This window comes from uncultured Phascolarctobacterium sp., assembly GCF_905212365.1.
Lineage (GTDB): Bacteria > Bacillota > Negativicutes > Acidaminococcales > Acidaminococcaceae > Phascolarctobacterium_A.
Genome location: NZ_CAJMEH010000064.1, coordinates 1 through 12,553 on the forward strand (window position 1 = coordinate 1; position 12,553 = coordinate 12,553).

General features: G+C 52.0%; 12 protein-coding genes. 4 read left to right on the forward strand and 8 right to left on the reverse strand.

The window, feature by feature from the left end; genetic code table 11:
* Positions 1 to 82 precede the first annotated feature (82 nt).
* The gene (locus QZ105_RS09035) at positions 83 to 634 is read right to left on the reverse strand and encodes a GDSL-type esterase/lipase family protein (RefSeq protein ID WP_293729593.1); all 552 of its coding nucleotides are present in this window, start codon (positions 632 to 634) and stop codon (positions 83 to 85) included.
* A 151-nt stretch (positions 635 to 785) separates the two neighbouring features.
* On the opposite strand from QZ105_RS09035, the gene QZ105_RS09040 reads away from it, so the two are divergent.
* The gene (locus tag QZ105_RS09040) at positions 786 to 1,973 is read left to right on the forward strand and encodes an iron-containing alcohol dehydrogenase (RefSeq protein ID WP_293729594.1); all 1,188 of its coding nucleotides are present in this window, start codon (positions 786 to 788) and stop codon (positions 1,971 to 1,973) included.
* Between the two features lie 63 nt (positions 1,974 to 2,036).
* Here the strand turns inward: QZ105_RS09040 and queF are convergent, their stop codons facing one another.
* The 4 genes from queF to QZ105_RS09060 all read right to left on the reverse strand — a co-directional run bounded on the left by queF (position 2,037) and on the right by QZ105_RS09060 (position 5,370).
* The gene (gene queF / locus QZ105_RS09045; RefSeq protein ID WP_293729595.1) at positions 2,037 to 2,534 is read right to left on the reverse strand and encodes a preQ(1) synthase; all 498 of its coding nucleotides are present in this window, start codon (positions 2,532 to 2,534) and stop codon (positions 2,037 to 2,039) included.
* The gene (locus QZ105_RS09050; protein ID WP_293729596.1) at positions 2,534 to 3,043 is read right to left on the reverse strand and encodes a QueT transporter family protein; all 510 of its coding nucleotides are present in this window, start codon (positions 3,041 to 3,043) and stop codon (positions 2,534 to 2,536) included. The genes queF and QZ105_RS09050 overlap by 1 nt, the downstream gene beginning before the upstream one ends.
* Positions 3,040 to 3,726 (reverse strand): 7-cyano-7-deazaguanine synthase QueC, encoded by a 687-nt coding sequence (queC, locus tag QZ105_RS09055; protein WP_293729597.1) that lies wholly within the window; start codon positions 3,724 to 3,726, stop codon positions 3,040 to 3,042. Before queC ends, QZ105_RS09050 begins: the two co-directional genes overlap by 4 nt.
* A 246-nt stretch (positions 3,727 to 3,972) precedes the next feature.
* Entirely contained in the window at positions 3,973 to 5,370 is a 1,398-nt protein-coding gene (locus QZ105_RS09060; protein WP_293729598.1) for an aminotransferase class I/II-fold pyridoxal phosphate-dependent enzyme, read from the reverse strand.
* Positions 5,371 to 5,588: 218 nt separating this feature from the next.
* Between QZ105_RS09060 and QZ105_RS09065 the strand changes: the two genes are divergently transcribed.
* The 3 genes from QZ105_RS09065 (at position 5,589) to QZ105_RS09075 (ending at position 8,934) form a co-directional block, all read left to right on the forward strand.
* Positions 5,589 to 6,458, forward strand: a complete 870-nt coding sequence (locus tag QZ105_RS09065) for a LysR family transcriptional regulator (RefSeq protein ID WP_293729599.1) — start codon at positions 5,589 to 5,591, stop codon at positions 6,456 to 6,458.
* A gap of 226 nt (positions 6,459 to 6,684) precedes the next feature.
* The gene (locus QZ105_RS09070; RefSeq protein WP_293729600.1) at positions 6,685 to 8,424 is read left to right on the forward strand and encodes an NFACT family protein; all 1,740 of its coding nucleotides are present in this window, start codon (positions 6,685 to 6,687) and stop codon (positions 8,422 to 8,424) included.
* A gap of 27 nt (positions 8,425 to 8,451) precedes the next feature.
* On the forward strand, positions 8,452 to 8,934 hold the full coding sequence (locus QZ105_RS09075; RefSeq protein ID WP_293729601.1) for a YbaK/EbsC family protein: 483 nt from the start codon (positions 8,452 to 8,454) through the stop codon (positions 8,932 to 8,934).
* 121 nt (positions 8,935 to 9,055) lie between these two features.
* Here QZ105_RS09075 and QZ105_RS09080 read toward each other — a convergent pair whose 3' ends face one another.
* From QZ105_RS09080 to QZ105_RS09090, 3 genes are all read right to left on the reverse strand, one after another.
* A complete protein-coding gene (locus tag QZ105_RS09080; protein ID WP_366936032.1) occupies positions 9,056 to 10,471 on the reverse strand; it encodes a glucose-6-phosphate isomerase in 1,416 nt (471 codons plus the stop codon).
* A gap of 145 nt (positions 10,472 to 10,616) precedes the next feature.
* Positions 10,617 to 11,870 (reverse strand): DEAD/DEAH box helicase, encoded by a 1,254-nt coding sequence (locus QZ105_RS09085; protein WP_293729603.1) that lies wholly within the window; start codon positions 11,868 to 11,870, stop codon positions 10,617 to 10,619.
* Positions 11,871 to 12,049: 179 nt separating this feature from the next.
* A partial coding sequence (locus QZ105_RS09090) for a hypothetical protein (RefSeq protein ID WP_293729604.1) occupies positions 12,050 to 12,553 on the reverse strand: 504 nt, incomplete at its 5' end.

The window sequence follows — 12,553 nt, forward strand, 5'->3', positions numbered from 1 at the left end:
CTCGCGGACTATACCGCCGGTAGGGAATCGCACCCTGCCCCAAAGGTTTACCTTATGAAGTTGCTTTTATTATAACGGCTGCCTATAAATTAGTCAAGCGAAGGAATTGTGACAAAAAAGGCGCGGCGTAAGCGCCCATAGCCTCGTAGGTTGCAGCCAAGGGGTGCACGCCGTCTAAATAAGCTCGCTTGCGCGCGCCGGCGTCCAGCCCGATGGCTGGCTGCAAATCCAAAAGAAAGGCTTTGCCAGCGCACAGCAGCTCCACGTCCTGCCGCAGCTGCAGCAAACGCCGGTTAAAATATTCGTCCGCGCTCACTAATGGCAAAACGATACACAAGGCGTAGCGCTTTTCTGCGCACCAGGCTAAAAGCTTGCGGTAATCCTCCAAAATATCCTCCTGCCTGCGCCCCTGCAAAATATCGTTGGCCCCGCCTAAAAATAAAATATTTTTGACATATTCCGGCAAGGCGTACTGCCGCGCGCGAAATAAAATATCGTCGCAGCAATCGCCGCACAAGCCGTAATTCAGCATTTTAATTTTTCCGGCCTTTTCCACCGCCGCCGTCCAAGAATATTTGGGGCCGTAGGGAAAGCCCTGCACCAAGGAATCGCCGTAGCAAGCGATATATTGCATCTTAACGCGCCTCCCGTTTTTCTTTTAATTATAGCAAAGACCGCTGTCCTTGGCAAACGCAGCTTATTTTACAAAAGCGCGGCGTCGTGCTAGAATTAAAGCAGCAGGCGACGCGCCCGCACGACGAAGCTTTTAAGGAGGCTGAAGCTACATGGATTATTTTAAATTTCAAGCGCCAACGCAAATCGTCTTTGGCAAAAATGCAGAAGCACAGACCGGACAGCTGTGCCATAAATATGGAGCCCACAAGGTATTAGTACATTTCGGCGGCGGCAGCGCCGTTAAATCCGGACTTTTGGATCGCATCTGCGATAGCCTGAAACAAGCCGGACTGGAATACGTCCTTTTGGGCGGCGTAGTGCCCAATCCCCTGCTCAGTAAAGTGCGCGAGGGCGTGGAGCTGTGCCGGAAGGAAAACGTGGATTTTATTTTGGCAGTGGGCGGCGGCAGCGTTATCGACAGCGCCAAGGCCATCAGCTACGGCCTGACCAATCCCGGCGACGTTTGGGATTACTATCTGCGCAAAAAGGAAATCACCGCCTGCGCTCCCCTGGGCGCAGTGCTGACCATCGCAGCGGCAGGCAGCGAAATGAGCAATTCTTCCGTCATCACCAACGAGGACGGCCTGCTCAAGCGCGGCTTGAACACCGATTACTGCTACTGCAAATTTGCCGTGCTCGACCCGCAGCTGACCTACACCCTGCCCGCCTACCAGACGGCCAGCGGCTGCACGGATATTATGGTGCATACCCTGGAGCGTTATTTTACTACGCCCAAGGCGCAGGCGCTGCATTTAACCGACAGTATTGCCGAAGCGCTGCTGCGCGGCGTTATGCGCAGCGCTAAAATTGCGCTGAAAAATCCGGAGGATTACGACGCCCGCGCCGAAATTATGTGGAGCGGCACGCTGTCCCATAACGGAACTACCGGCGACCGCGACTTTGGCGACTGGGCCTGCCATCAGCTGGAGCACGAGCTCAGCGGCATCTTCGGCGTCGCCCACGGCGCAGGTCTGGCGGCAATCTGGGGCAGCTGGGCCCGCTACGTCTGCCGCGAAAATATCGCCCGCTTCGCGCAGCTGGCGGTAAACGTTTTCGCCCTGCCCTATAATTACCGCGACCCTGAGACCACTGCTCTCGAAGGCATCGCCGCTATGGAAAGCTTCTTCCGCCACATCGGTATGCCCACCGATATTCACACCTTAATCGGCAAAGAGCTGACCGACGAGCAAATTGAAGAGCTGGCTTATAAATGCAGCTTCATGGGCACGCGCACCATCGGCCAATTTAAGGTGCTGAACCAGCAGGATATGGCCGCTATCTACCGCATGGCAAAATAAAATATACGGCAAAAGGCCCCCGACCTTCAGTACGCTGTGTACCGAAAGCTGGGAGCCTTATTTTTATCTGTTGCTGATATTTTCCGGATACAAGTCGTGCATCAGCAGGCGTTTTTTCGCCGCCGCTTCCCACTCTGTGCCCGGCTTGCCATAATTGGCGTACGGGTCGATGGACAGGCCGCCGCGGGGCAAAAATTTACCCCACACCTCGATATATTTAGGCGACAGCAGCTTAATCAAATCCTTCATAATAATATTCACGCAGTCCTCGTGAAAATCGCCATGATTGCGGAAGCTGAACAAATACAGCTTTAAGGATTTGCTTTCCACCAGCCGTTCGTCCGGCACATAGGAAATATAAATCGTCGCAAAATCCGGCTGGCCCGTCATCGGGCACAGGCTGGTAAATTCCGGACAATTAAATTTGACGAAATAATCGTTTTCGGGGTGCTTATTGGGAAAGCATTCCAAAACCTCCGGCGCATAGTCGCTCTTATATTGCGTCTTATGGCCCAAAAGATGCACTCCCTGTAATTCTTCCTTGCTTCTGCCACTGCTCATTACTTGCGCCCTCCTTCTAAAATAAAAAATTTGCCCGCGCCCACGCGCTCCAAAGCCGCTACTAAAAGCATACTTACCACGCCGCAAATGGCCTGACCCACCAAAAGGCTGGAAGCCAGCAGCCAATAGGGCAAATCTAAAATAGCCGACAGCCAGACGGGCACGCCCAAGCCGGGCACGAAGGTCACAGCCGCAGCGATAATCCAGTTGCCGCAGCCGCAGCGCTTGCCCCACACAATCAGACTGGTGGTCAGCAGCCCCACTAGGCCGCCTCCGATAATATCCGGCAGCCCCAATCCGCCCATTACCGTATTGCTGATAATATTAGCCAGGCCGAATGGCACAATGAGGAAAGGAAACAGCGCGCTCAGGCCGTAAAGCGCCGTCGCAATGCGAATCTGGTACTGCCCAAAGGCAAAGCTTTGGGTACAGAGCATCACCACGATGTACAGCGCAATGCACAACGCGGAAAAAACTAATTTTTGATTTTGCAGATGCTGTTTCATCATTTGCTCTCCTTTCTCAGCAAGGGGTCGGTCACGCCGTTGGCGGCAAAGGCAGCCTCCCGGTCGATGCAGGTGCCGCAGCAATGGCAGGGCGCGTCGCCGCCGTCGTAGCAGGACCAGGTCAATTCGTAGGGCACGCCCAGCCGCAGGCCCTCGGCAACAATATCCTTTTTCGTTTTATTGACAAAGGGCGCCAGCAAGCGCACCTTTTTGCCCGTACCCAAATAAACCGCCTCGTTCATAGCAGCGTTAAATTCCTGACTGCAATCCGGGTAAGCGCTGCCTGCCGCGTCGTCGGCATGAGGGCCGTAAAAAATCACGTCGCAGCCATACTCCAGCGCAATGCTGGCCGCAGCCGCCAAAAACAAACCGTTGCGAAAGGGAACATAGGTGCTCACCGCTTCCCCTTGCCGCTCCTTGAGCTGTTCGGCATAGGACGCATGGGGCACGCTCGCCGACGAATGCTGCAGCAAAGAACAATCGCTGTGCGCGAAAATTTCCGCTAAGTTCATATGCAGCAGCCGCACATTATAATAGGCGGCAACAGCCTGCGCCGCTTCCAGCTCCCGCCGGTGCTTCTGCCCATAAGCCATGGACAAAGCCAGCACCTCTGCGCAGCTTTCTTTCGCCAAAGCCAGGCAGGTGGAGCTGTCGACGCCGCCGCTCAACAATACTAACGCTTTCATTTTTATACCTCCGTTAGACAACCGCTAACGGGCGCAAAAAAAGGATTTCCTCCGCTACAGACGAAATCCTTACACACAAAATAAAATACTGGCAGGCGCCAGTATCTCGCCCGTAGTTTTATTTTAGGACAGGATGGTTACGAACTGTCCGTTATAAAGTTCTTTATCATTATACTAAATGCGGCAGTATTTGTCCAGACGAAATTTCCGCAAGGGCGCAGACTGCCGCATTGCACTATAAAATTTTTACAAACCCTTGGCGGCCTCCCGAATTTTTTGCAGAAAGCCTTGTAATTCGGCAATGCCTGTCAGCGGGTTCATCAGCGTTACCCGCAGATAAAATTTCCCTCGCACCGAGGTGCTGACAGAATAATATGTACCGTCCCGCAAAAGCTCCCCAGCAATTTGGCGATTCACTTCATCAATATCGCCTTTAGCGGGAATAAAGCGGAAGCAAACAATATTGCTGCTGGGCTCCAGCGCCAGCTCCATATCCTCTTGTTCTTTAATAAGCGCGGCAAACTGCCTGCCCAAATCGTAAAGCGTATCCACATTCTGCTGGTAAAGCTTGTCGCCGTACAGCCGCATAATAGCGTAGGTATGAATAACGGTCAGCGGCTTAGTGCATTCCAAGGTATGCTTAGCGGAATTCCACCATTCTTCAGAAAGCTGGTCCTGCCACAAATAAGCGGCCTGCGGTGAAAATTCGTTAATTTTTCGGTGCCCGCTATTATACAAAAGCGCTGTGGACAAAGGCGGCGTTAAAAGCATTTTATGAAAATCTACGATTAAAGAATCCGACCGATCAATGCCCTTAAGCAAATATTTATACTTATCGGAAAAAATTGCCGCGCCGCCATGAGCGCCGTCCACATGGAACCAGATATTATGTTTTTCAGCAAAATCGGCCAGCTTTTCCAAATTATCATGGGCTCCCACGGAGGTAGTACAAGCGCAGCCCACCACGCAAAAAACTATTTTCCCGGCAGCCGCAGCCTTTTCGTAATAGCTTTCCAGCAGATCGGTGCGCATAGCGAAGTCTGCACCTGTCGGAATTTTAATAATGCCGTCGCTGGGAAGCCCCATAATTTTGGCGGCGCGCTCCACACTGTAATGAGCTTCTTCCGAAACCATAACGGCCAGCCTGCCGTAATCGCGCTCGTCCACCCCGGACGAGGTCCGAGCCGTAACCAGCGCCGTAAGATTTCCCATGGACCCGCCGGACGTAATGAAGCCCGTTGCCCGCTGGCCGTAGCCATATTTTTCAGCCAGATGAGCAACGACCACCTTTTCCATGGCATTGCCCGCCATTCCCAATTCATAAACCGTCGTGCAATTATTCAAATAGCCGATAAGCGCGCTGGTTAAGGCCGTAAGCGGCAAAGTAACGGCTACCTGGTGTCCCAAATAGCCCTTGCTGTGAAAGCGAATAGAGCGCTGCATAATTTTTTGCGTCAGCTCGCTCAAGCTGCAAGCCGTGGGAGCAGCAAGCTCCTGCTGCCAAAAAGCGAGCTGCTCCTGCGGCGATTTTCTATCGATGGTTTTAATATTCTTTTCCGTTTGTACGTTCTCTAATTCAGCGGCAATCAGCTCCAGCATCTGCTGCGCATCTTTTCTGAAAGCGTCCGCCGAATACGACTGCATAAGTAAACTTTTTTTGCTGTTGAGTTCTCCATTAACAAAGCCTCCTGTTACGTTCTTTTAAAAGCAAAACTCTTTCACTCAAAAATTTCGGTCAGAAATTCACTAATCTGCTTTTTATTTATCAATTACATTAGCCGACTTGACTATATTGTAGTCCACGGCTTAAAATAAGTAAAACGAATGATTTTAATACAAACATCAGGAAAGGCGATTTGTCGATGAACAGATATATAGCTTTGCAAAAAATTATAGAAATGGGCAGCTTTACTAAAGCGGCAGAAGCTCTCGGTTATACGCAATCATCAATCAGTCAAATGATTGCTTCTTTAGAAAATGAGCTTGCTATCAAGCTGCTTACCCGTTCCCGCACAGGCGTAAGGCTAACGCTGGAAGGCGCAGAATTATATCCCTTCATCGAGCGCAGTATTATCAGCTATCGGGCTATGCAGGAAAAAGCAAACGAAATCAAAGGTTTGGAAACGGGAATTATCCGCGTAGGCACAATCACCAGCATTACCTGCCATTGGATGCCCCAGCTAATCAAAGGATTTAAGAAGCAATATCCTCATGTGCAATTTCTTTTTCACCAAGGGGATTACAGGCTGATTCCGGAATGGATAAAAATCGGCGCTATTGATTTTGGTTTCATTACGCCTGCCGCCGCTCCTGAATTAAATGCACTGCCTCTCAAAGACGGAGAAATGCTGGCCGTTGTGCCAGCTAAGCATCCGCTGGCCCAAAGAAAAAGCGTTCCCATAGGCGAACTTACAAAAGAACCCTTCATCCTATTGGAGGAAGGACATTACAGCGAACCGCTGAACGCTTTTCGTGCGGCAAACTTAAATCCGGATATAAAATACAGGCTTCACGATGATTACGCTATTATGACAATGGTAGAGGCGGGCCTAGGCGTCAGCATCTTAGCTGAGCTTATGCTGCGCCGCACTAATTTTAATATCGCATACTTGCCTGTAGACCCGCCTATTTACCGCTCTCTGGCTATTGGTTATAAAGATAAAGACAGCCTGCCGATTGCCAGCAAATATTTCATTAAATATCTGCAGGAGCATATCAGTGAGCTGCCATGAAAGGGAATTACAGATAAGGAGCTGCGATTTGAAAATTTCATTTCATAATACCTCCCTCAAATTCAGGGAACAAATCGTCTGCAAAACATCAAAAAATCCCCTGATTTTATCTGCCGGCGTCAAGTCTGTACTAATATAAAAATGTAGAGTATAATAATGAAATAAAGCGATAGATGGAGCCTCCCTCAACGCGGGAGCGCTTTCTGCATCCGAAAGGAGCTCATACATGAATCTGGAAGGACTTACTCTCAAGCTGCTCGCCGACCATTTGGACGGCGAGCTTTTGGGCAGCAAGATTTACAAGGTCTTTATGCCCAACCCCCACGCGCTTTTGCTGCTGGTACGCCGCAGCCGCGACGCTTCCGCCCTCATGGCCGATATCAGCAGCGGCAGCCCCGCCCTCTACATTCCCGATAAGCTGCCGGAAAATCCCGAAACGCCGCCCAGCTTCTGCATGCTTTTGCGCAAGCATTTAGAAGAAGGCCGCATTACGAAAATCAGTCAAAGCGGTCTGGACCGCATTATTACTTTAGAAATCGATTTGCTGGGGCAGTCCAGCCGCATTATTACCAAAAAGCTGATTTTTGAGCTGACGGGCAAAAACGCCAATATCCTGCTGGTGCAGGACGATATAATTATCGACAGTCTCAAGCATATCGGCGCGGCTCAAAGCAGCTACCGCGCCGTTTTGCCGGGCAAGCCTTACATCGCGCCCCCGCCCCAGTCCGGCCTGAATATTTTGACAGGCGACCCGGCGGCCATCGTCAGCGCCGCCAACAGCCTGCCCAGCGCCAATTTCGCCAAAGCTTTCGTCAGCGCCACCACGGGCGTGGGCAAAGCCACCGCAGGCGAACTGCTGGCCGCCGCGGATATTCTGCCGCAAACCGTGCGCCTGGAACCGGCGGAGTGCAAAGCCCTGGCCGCTGCCATAAAAGCACTGCAAGAGCGCGTCAACGGCGGCAGCTCGCCGGTTTACGCCATCGTCAGCCGCACGAATCAGGTCAAGACTATTTTAACGCTGCCGCCGCAAAGCCTAGAGCCGGGCGCCAGCGTCAAGGAATTTGCCAATATCAACAACGCCATCAATTACGCCGTCAGCCTGCGCCCCATTCAGCTGCCCCAGCACGAGCAGCTGCAAAAGCTGGTAAATGCGGAAACGGCCAAGCTCCAAAAAAAGCTGCAGGCCTTGCAGCTGGATTTGGTCCACGCCGACGACGCGGAACAGCAGCGCATCCTGGCTGACACGCTGATGGCTAATATTTACCAAATCAAAAAAGGTCAGACCTCCGCCAAGCTATTGAATATTTACGACGGCCAGCCGGTGCAGATTGCTCTGTCACCCGTGCTGTCGCCTACGGAAAACGCGCAAGCCTATTACAAACGCTACAATAAATTTAAGCGCGCTCAAAGCGAGGTGCGTTTGCAAATCGCCGCCGCAGAAGACCTTTTGCAATATCTGGCCAGCCTGGATTCTTCACTGCTGACGGCCACTACCAAAAACGAGATAGAAGAAATCCGTCAGGAAATGCTTGCCGCCGGTCTGCTCAAGCTGCCGGGCAAAAAGAAATATAAAAATACACTGCAAAAATCTCAGCCGCTGCATCTTAAAATCAGCGACGATACGGATTTGTACATCGGCAAAAATAATAGACAGAACGATTATGTGACCTTCACCTTAGGCGGGCCGAAGGATTTGTGGTTCCACACCAAGGATATTCCCGGCTCCCATGTGATTATGAAAACGGCTCTGCCCCAGCCCAGGCAGGAGGATATCGCTTTGGCGGTGCAGCTGGCCGCCTATTTCAGCAAGGCGCGCGAGGGCAGCAATGTGCCGGTAGACTGCGTGCAGCGCCGTTATGTGAAAAAGCCTGCGGGCAGCAAGCCAGGCTTCGTCATTTTCACTAATCAAACCACCTATTACGCCACGCCGGACAGCGCCGCGCTGGCAAAATATACCGGCGAATAATTTTAAAAAATTCAGGAGGAATCGCTTATGTCCATTGACAAGGTGCGCGCTTATCTGCGCCAATTTAAAGTAGAAGACCGCATTATTGAATTTGCCAGCTCCAGCGCTACCGTAGAGCTGGCAGCCCAAGCCGCAGGCTGCGACCCGGCCCGCATTGCCAAAACGCTGTCCTTTAAGCTCCACGACGGCAGCTGCCTGCTCATCGTAGCCGCAGGCGACGCCAAGGTGGACAACGCCAAGTTCAAGCACTTCTTCGGCTGCAAGGCCAAGATGCTCAGTGCAGAAGAAGTAGAGCCACTTATCGGCCACGCCGTCGGCGGCGTATGTCCCTTCGCTATTAACGACGGGGTTAAAACTTATTTAGACATTTCCCTCCAGCGCTTTAGCACCTTCTTCCCCGCCTGCGGCAGCCACAACAGCGCCATCGAGCTGACGCCGGAGGAGCTGGAAAAATATGCCGCCAACTGCCAGGGCTGGCAGGATTTATGCAAAGGCTGGCAGGAAAATTAAAACGTAAACGCCAAACGAAAATCCCCCTGCAAGCAGAACCGCCGCTCTGTCTGCAAGGGGATTTTTTATTTTACGATTGCGTTTTCATTATGGATTTATAAAGCAAAATTAAAATTACAATTTACAGCTGCGCTTTCATAATGCGTTTGTAAACCTCTACGCCGGGCTGGTCATAAGCGTCCACGTCCGCCAGCTCGCCCTCGTAGGCCACGCTGAGCATCAGGAAGTACATCATCTGCCCCAAATAATATTCGTTAAGCTTGGGCAGAGTGAACTTGGCGTTATAACGGTTATCGCTGCTCAAGGCCGCTTCGTTGGCCGCCAGCGCCACCTTCAGCGCCTTATTCATATCCAGGCCGTCGTATTTTTTGAAGAAGGGCACGTCGGCAAAGGGATTATGGATAACTGCTTCCTCCTCTGGGTTGGCAATTTCCAGGAACTGTACCACTTTATTTAAGCGCCCGTCCTGATGCTGCTGGGTTTGCGCGTGCATATCCGTCGTGCCCACCGCCACGATGGGCGTTCTGCCGTAGTTGACTATTTTGCCGCTACGGTCGTAGCGCTTGCCCAGGGATTCCGCCAAAAGCTGCACATACCATTCGCTCAAGGATTTCAGGTGCATACTGTAGGGCATAAAGACTTCTATTTCGCGGCCCTTGCGGTAAGCCATATATTTCAGCAGCGCGTTTAAAAGCGCCGGGTTTTCCTCCAAATTCGCCTGCTGGCAGAAGCGGTCCATTTCCCGCGCGCCGCGCAGGAACTCTTCAATGTCGCTGCCCAAAGCGGCCATCGTCACCAGTCCGGGATCGGTCATAACGCAAAAGCGCCCGCCGATTCCTTCCTTAATATCAAAGCGCTCCCAGCCGAAGCGCTGCGCCAGCTGCAAAAGCGGCGCCTGCTCCACAGCGGCGGTCAAATCGGTAACTACCGTGCAATCCAGCGCAATATCCGGGTCTTTTTGGAATACGTCGAAGAAATAGGTAAAAGCAGAAATAGTTTCCAGCGTCGTTCCCGATTTGGAAATCGGCACCAGCATCACCTTCAGCTTTTGCCCGCGCTCCGCATGTCTGGCAGCCAGACGTTCCACCTCGTACACCAAACCGTTGCAGTCCACCGGGTCCAGATTATTACCGGAAAAATAAATGCGCGGCTGGCCCTGCCGCAGCGTGCTGTTAGTATTCCAAGGGCAGCCGCCGAAAGCGTCGAACAGTACCTTGTTGCCTAAATAGGAGCCGCCCACGCCCAAAAAAACTACTACGTCCTGCTGCCGCAGGGCTTTGCTGTATTTCAACAGCTTAATAATAGAAGCCTCGGTATTGGGGTTGCCCTCCGCCACATAAGGCATTCTCGTAAAATATACATGCTCCGGCGTTCCATCCTTGGACAAATGATTTTTCGCAACGCCCTCAGCCCGAATGCTTCTCACCGCGGCATCCGCCCGACTGCCGCATTCGACGATGGCCTGTGCCACTTCGTCCTGCTGCAGGCGGTTCTCGCCGAACATATTAGTAAAATCAAAGACCAATCCGCTGGGCATGGTAATTTTATATTTCAAACCCTACACCTCTACAATCTCTCTCAGAGCTTTTTATTATTAAATATAATTTTAACATAAATTTATTGAATATGCAAATAACTCCTGGAGCTAAAAAGAACTCCAGGAGTATTGTTTTACTTACTTTTTATTTTTTCGGTCCTTGGCGGCGGTTGCTGCCGGTCTTCGGCGCTTTGCGCTTATCGGCCACGGCATTGCGTCCGCGTTTGGGCCTGGCAGGCTTCTTCGCTTTCGGCGCGGCGCTGCTCACACGGCGCGCCACCGTTTCGCCCTCTAGGTTCTGCCGCTCCAGCAAAATTCCCAGCTTGCTTTCAATATTGCGCAGCCATTTCACTTCCTCCGGCGTATATAAGGTAATCGCCACGCCGTCGTTGCCCGCGCGTCCCGTGCGGCCGATGCGGTGCACATACCAATCCACATCGTGAGGAATATCGTAATTGATAACGTGGGTCACGCCCTCTACGTCCAGGCCCCGCGCCGCCAAATCGCTGGCTACCAGAATTTGAATTTTAGCGTCGCGAAAAGCCTTCATCACCGTCTTGCGCTTAGCGGGCGACATTTCGCCGTGCAGCACGTCCGTATTATAGCCCTGCATCCCCAGCCAATCGCCCAGCTCCTTCGTGCGCTCCTTGCTCTGGCAAAAAACAATCATCAGATACGGGTTCAGCCTGTCGATGAGCGCCGCCACCGCCCGGTTTTTATATTCGTCGGTGGTTTTCAAACAAATCTGCTTAATCTTATCCACTGTCGCCTTATCCGGGTTGATGTCGATAAGCGCGCTGTTCTTCGTCAGCTTGCGGCCCAGCTTGCGCACCTCCTCGGAAAGCGTAGCGCTGCACAGCATGGTCTGGTGCTCCGGCGCAGTCATGGCGATTAAATCCAGCGCGTCGTTCATAAAGCCCTGCTCCAGCATCTCGTCTACTTCGTCCAGCACCAAATATTTTACGCCGCCCAAATCCGTATTGCCCTTGCGGATATGGTCCAGCAAACGCCCCGGCGTACCGATTAGCACATGGCTGCGGCCCTCCAGCTTATACTTTTGCGTCTCAAAATCACGGCCGCCGGTTACGGCCAAAACCTTGAGCTGGCTTTCGCCCAGCACACGCTTCAGCTCGGTAGCAATTTGCTGCGCCAGCTCGCGGGTCGGCGTAATCACCAAAGCCTGTGCATAGGGCTTCGCCGCGTCGATTTTTTCTGCCAGCGGCACCAAAAAGGCCAGCGTTTTGCCAGTGCCAGTTTGCGCGCGGGCGATAACGTCGCGCCCGGCAAACAGCGCCGGAATCGCCTGCTCCTGTACGGGCATAGGCTTTTTAATGCCCATCTTATTCAATTGCGCCACCGTATGGGCGCACACCTTTAAAGCTGCAAATCCATTAGTCATCTTCTTTTCCTTTATCCTTCGTTAAATGTCTTCATTATAAGTCCAGCTGCATATAGATAGTGGTTTCTCAAGCATTATATCATATTTTTTTTATCCGTACTAGCAAAAAGGCACGCAAGCTAACAAAGCAGAGCCTGCTTCCCGCAGACTCTGCTTTTTTGTCATTCGCAAATTTAATTTTACGCGCCGATAACCGGTCTGCCTTCCATAGTGTTGACTAATTTGGAAAGCTCCCATTTAATCGTTTCTTCCGGCTTGTCGTAATTGCCCAAGTCCCGCAGCTGCCGCTCGCGCAATTTTTTCTTGAGTAATTTAGCGCCGTCCTTTTTGTAAACGTACAAATCGGCGTCGGCCACTACTCTGACGTATGTTTCCCGGTCGCGGAAGAAACCGCCGGACACCATCGTTTCGTCCATTTCATAAACGCGCGCCACTACCAGCACGTCCACCTTGCTTTTTTCTGCCAAAGCTTCCATGCTTGCCTTATCCAGCTTGGCCCCGCCGCGCAGCGCCTCGCTGACGTTCTGCTGTGCCGTCCCGTCGTCCGTAATCTGGTAATAAGGAAAATGGTAAGCCCACTTCACAACCTGCCGCCAATTTTTATAAACCGCGCCGTTGACGCCGCCGTCATGGTCGATAACCACAAAGCCAACCGGACGTTCCGGAAAATCGGCTCGCGCTGT

Excerpts from the sequence above, each read along its gene's own strand:
- QZ105_RS09065 (WP_293729599.1), top strand. The coding sequence starts at position 5,589 with ATGAACAGATATATAGCTTTGCAAAAAATTATAGAAATGGGCAGCTTT.
- QZ105_RS09085 (WP_293729603.1), bottom strand. The coding sequence starts at position 11,870 with ATGACTAATGGATTTGCAGCTTTAAAGGTGTGCGCCCATACGGTGGCG.
- queC (WP_293729597.1), bottom strand. The coding sequence starts at position 3,726 with ATGAAAGCGTTAGTATTGTTGAGCGGCGGCGTCGACAGCTCCACCTGC.
- QZ105_RS09075 (WP_293729601.1), top strand. The coding sequence starts at position 8,452 with ATGTCCATTGACAAGGTGCGCGCTTATCTGCGCCAATTTAAAGTAGAA.
- QZ105_RS09050 (WP_293729596.1), bottom strand. The coding sequence starts at position 3,043 with ATGATGAAACAGCATCTGCAAAATCAAAAATTAGTTTTTTCCGCGTTG.
- QZ105_RS09070 (WP_293729600.1), top strand. The coding sequence starts at position 6,685 with ATGAATCTGGAAGGACTTACTCTCAAGCTGCTCGCCGACCATTTGGAC.
- QZ105_RS09040 (WP_293729594.1), top strand. The coding sequence starts at position 786 with ATGGATTATTTTAAATTTCAAGCGCCAACGCAAATCGTCTTTGGCAAA.
- queF (WP_293729595.1), bottom strand. The coding sequence starts at position 2,534 with ATGAGCAGTGGCAGAAGCAAGGAAGAATTACAGGGAGTGCATCTTTTG.
- QZ105_RS09060 (WP_293729598.1), bottom strand. The coding sequence starts at position 5,370 with ATGCAGTCGTATTCGGCGGACGCTTTCAGAAAAGATGCGCAGCAGATG.
- QZ105_RS09080 (WP_366936032.1), bottom strand. The coding sequence starts at position 10,471 with ATGCCCAGCGGATTGGTCTTTGATTTTACTAATATGTTCGGCGAGAAC.
- QZ105_RS09035 (WP_293729593.1), bottom strand. The coding sequence starts at position 634 with ATGCAATATATCGCTTGCTACGGCGATTCCTTGGTGCAGGGCTTTCCC.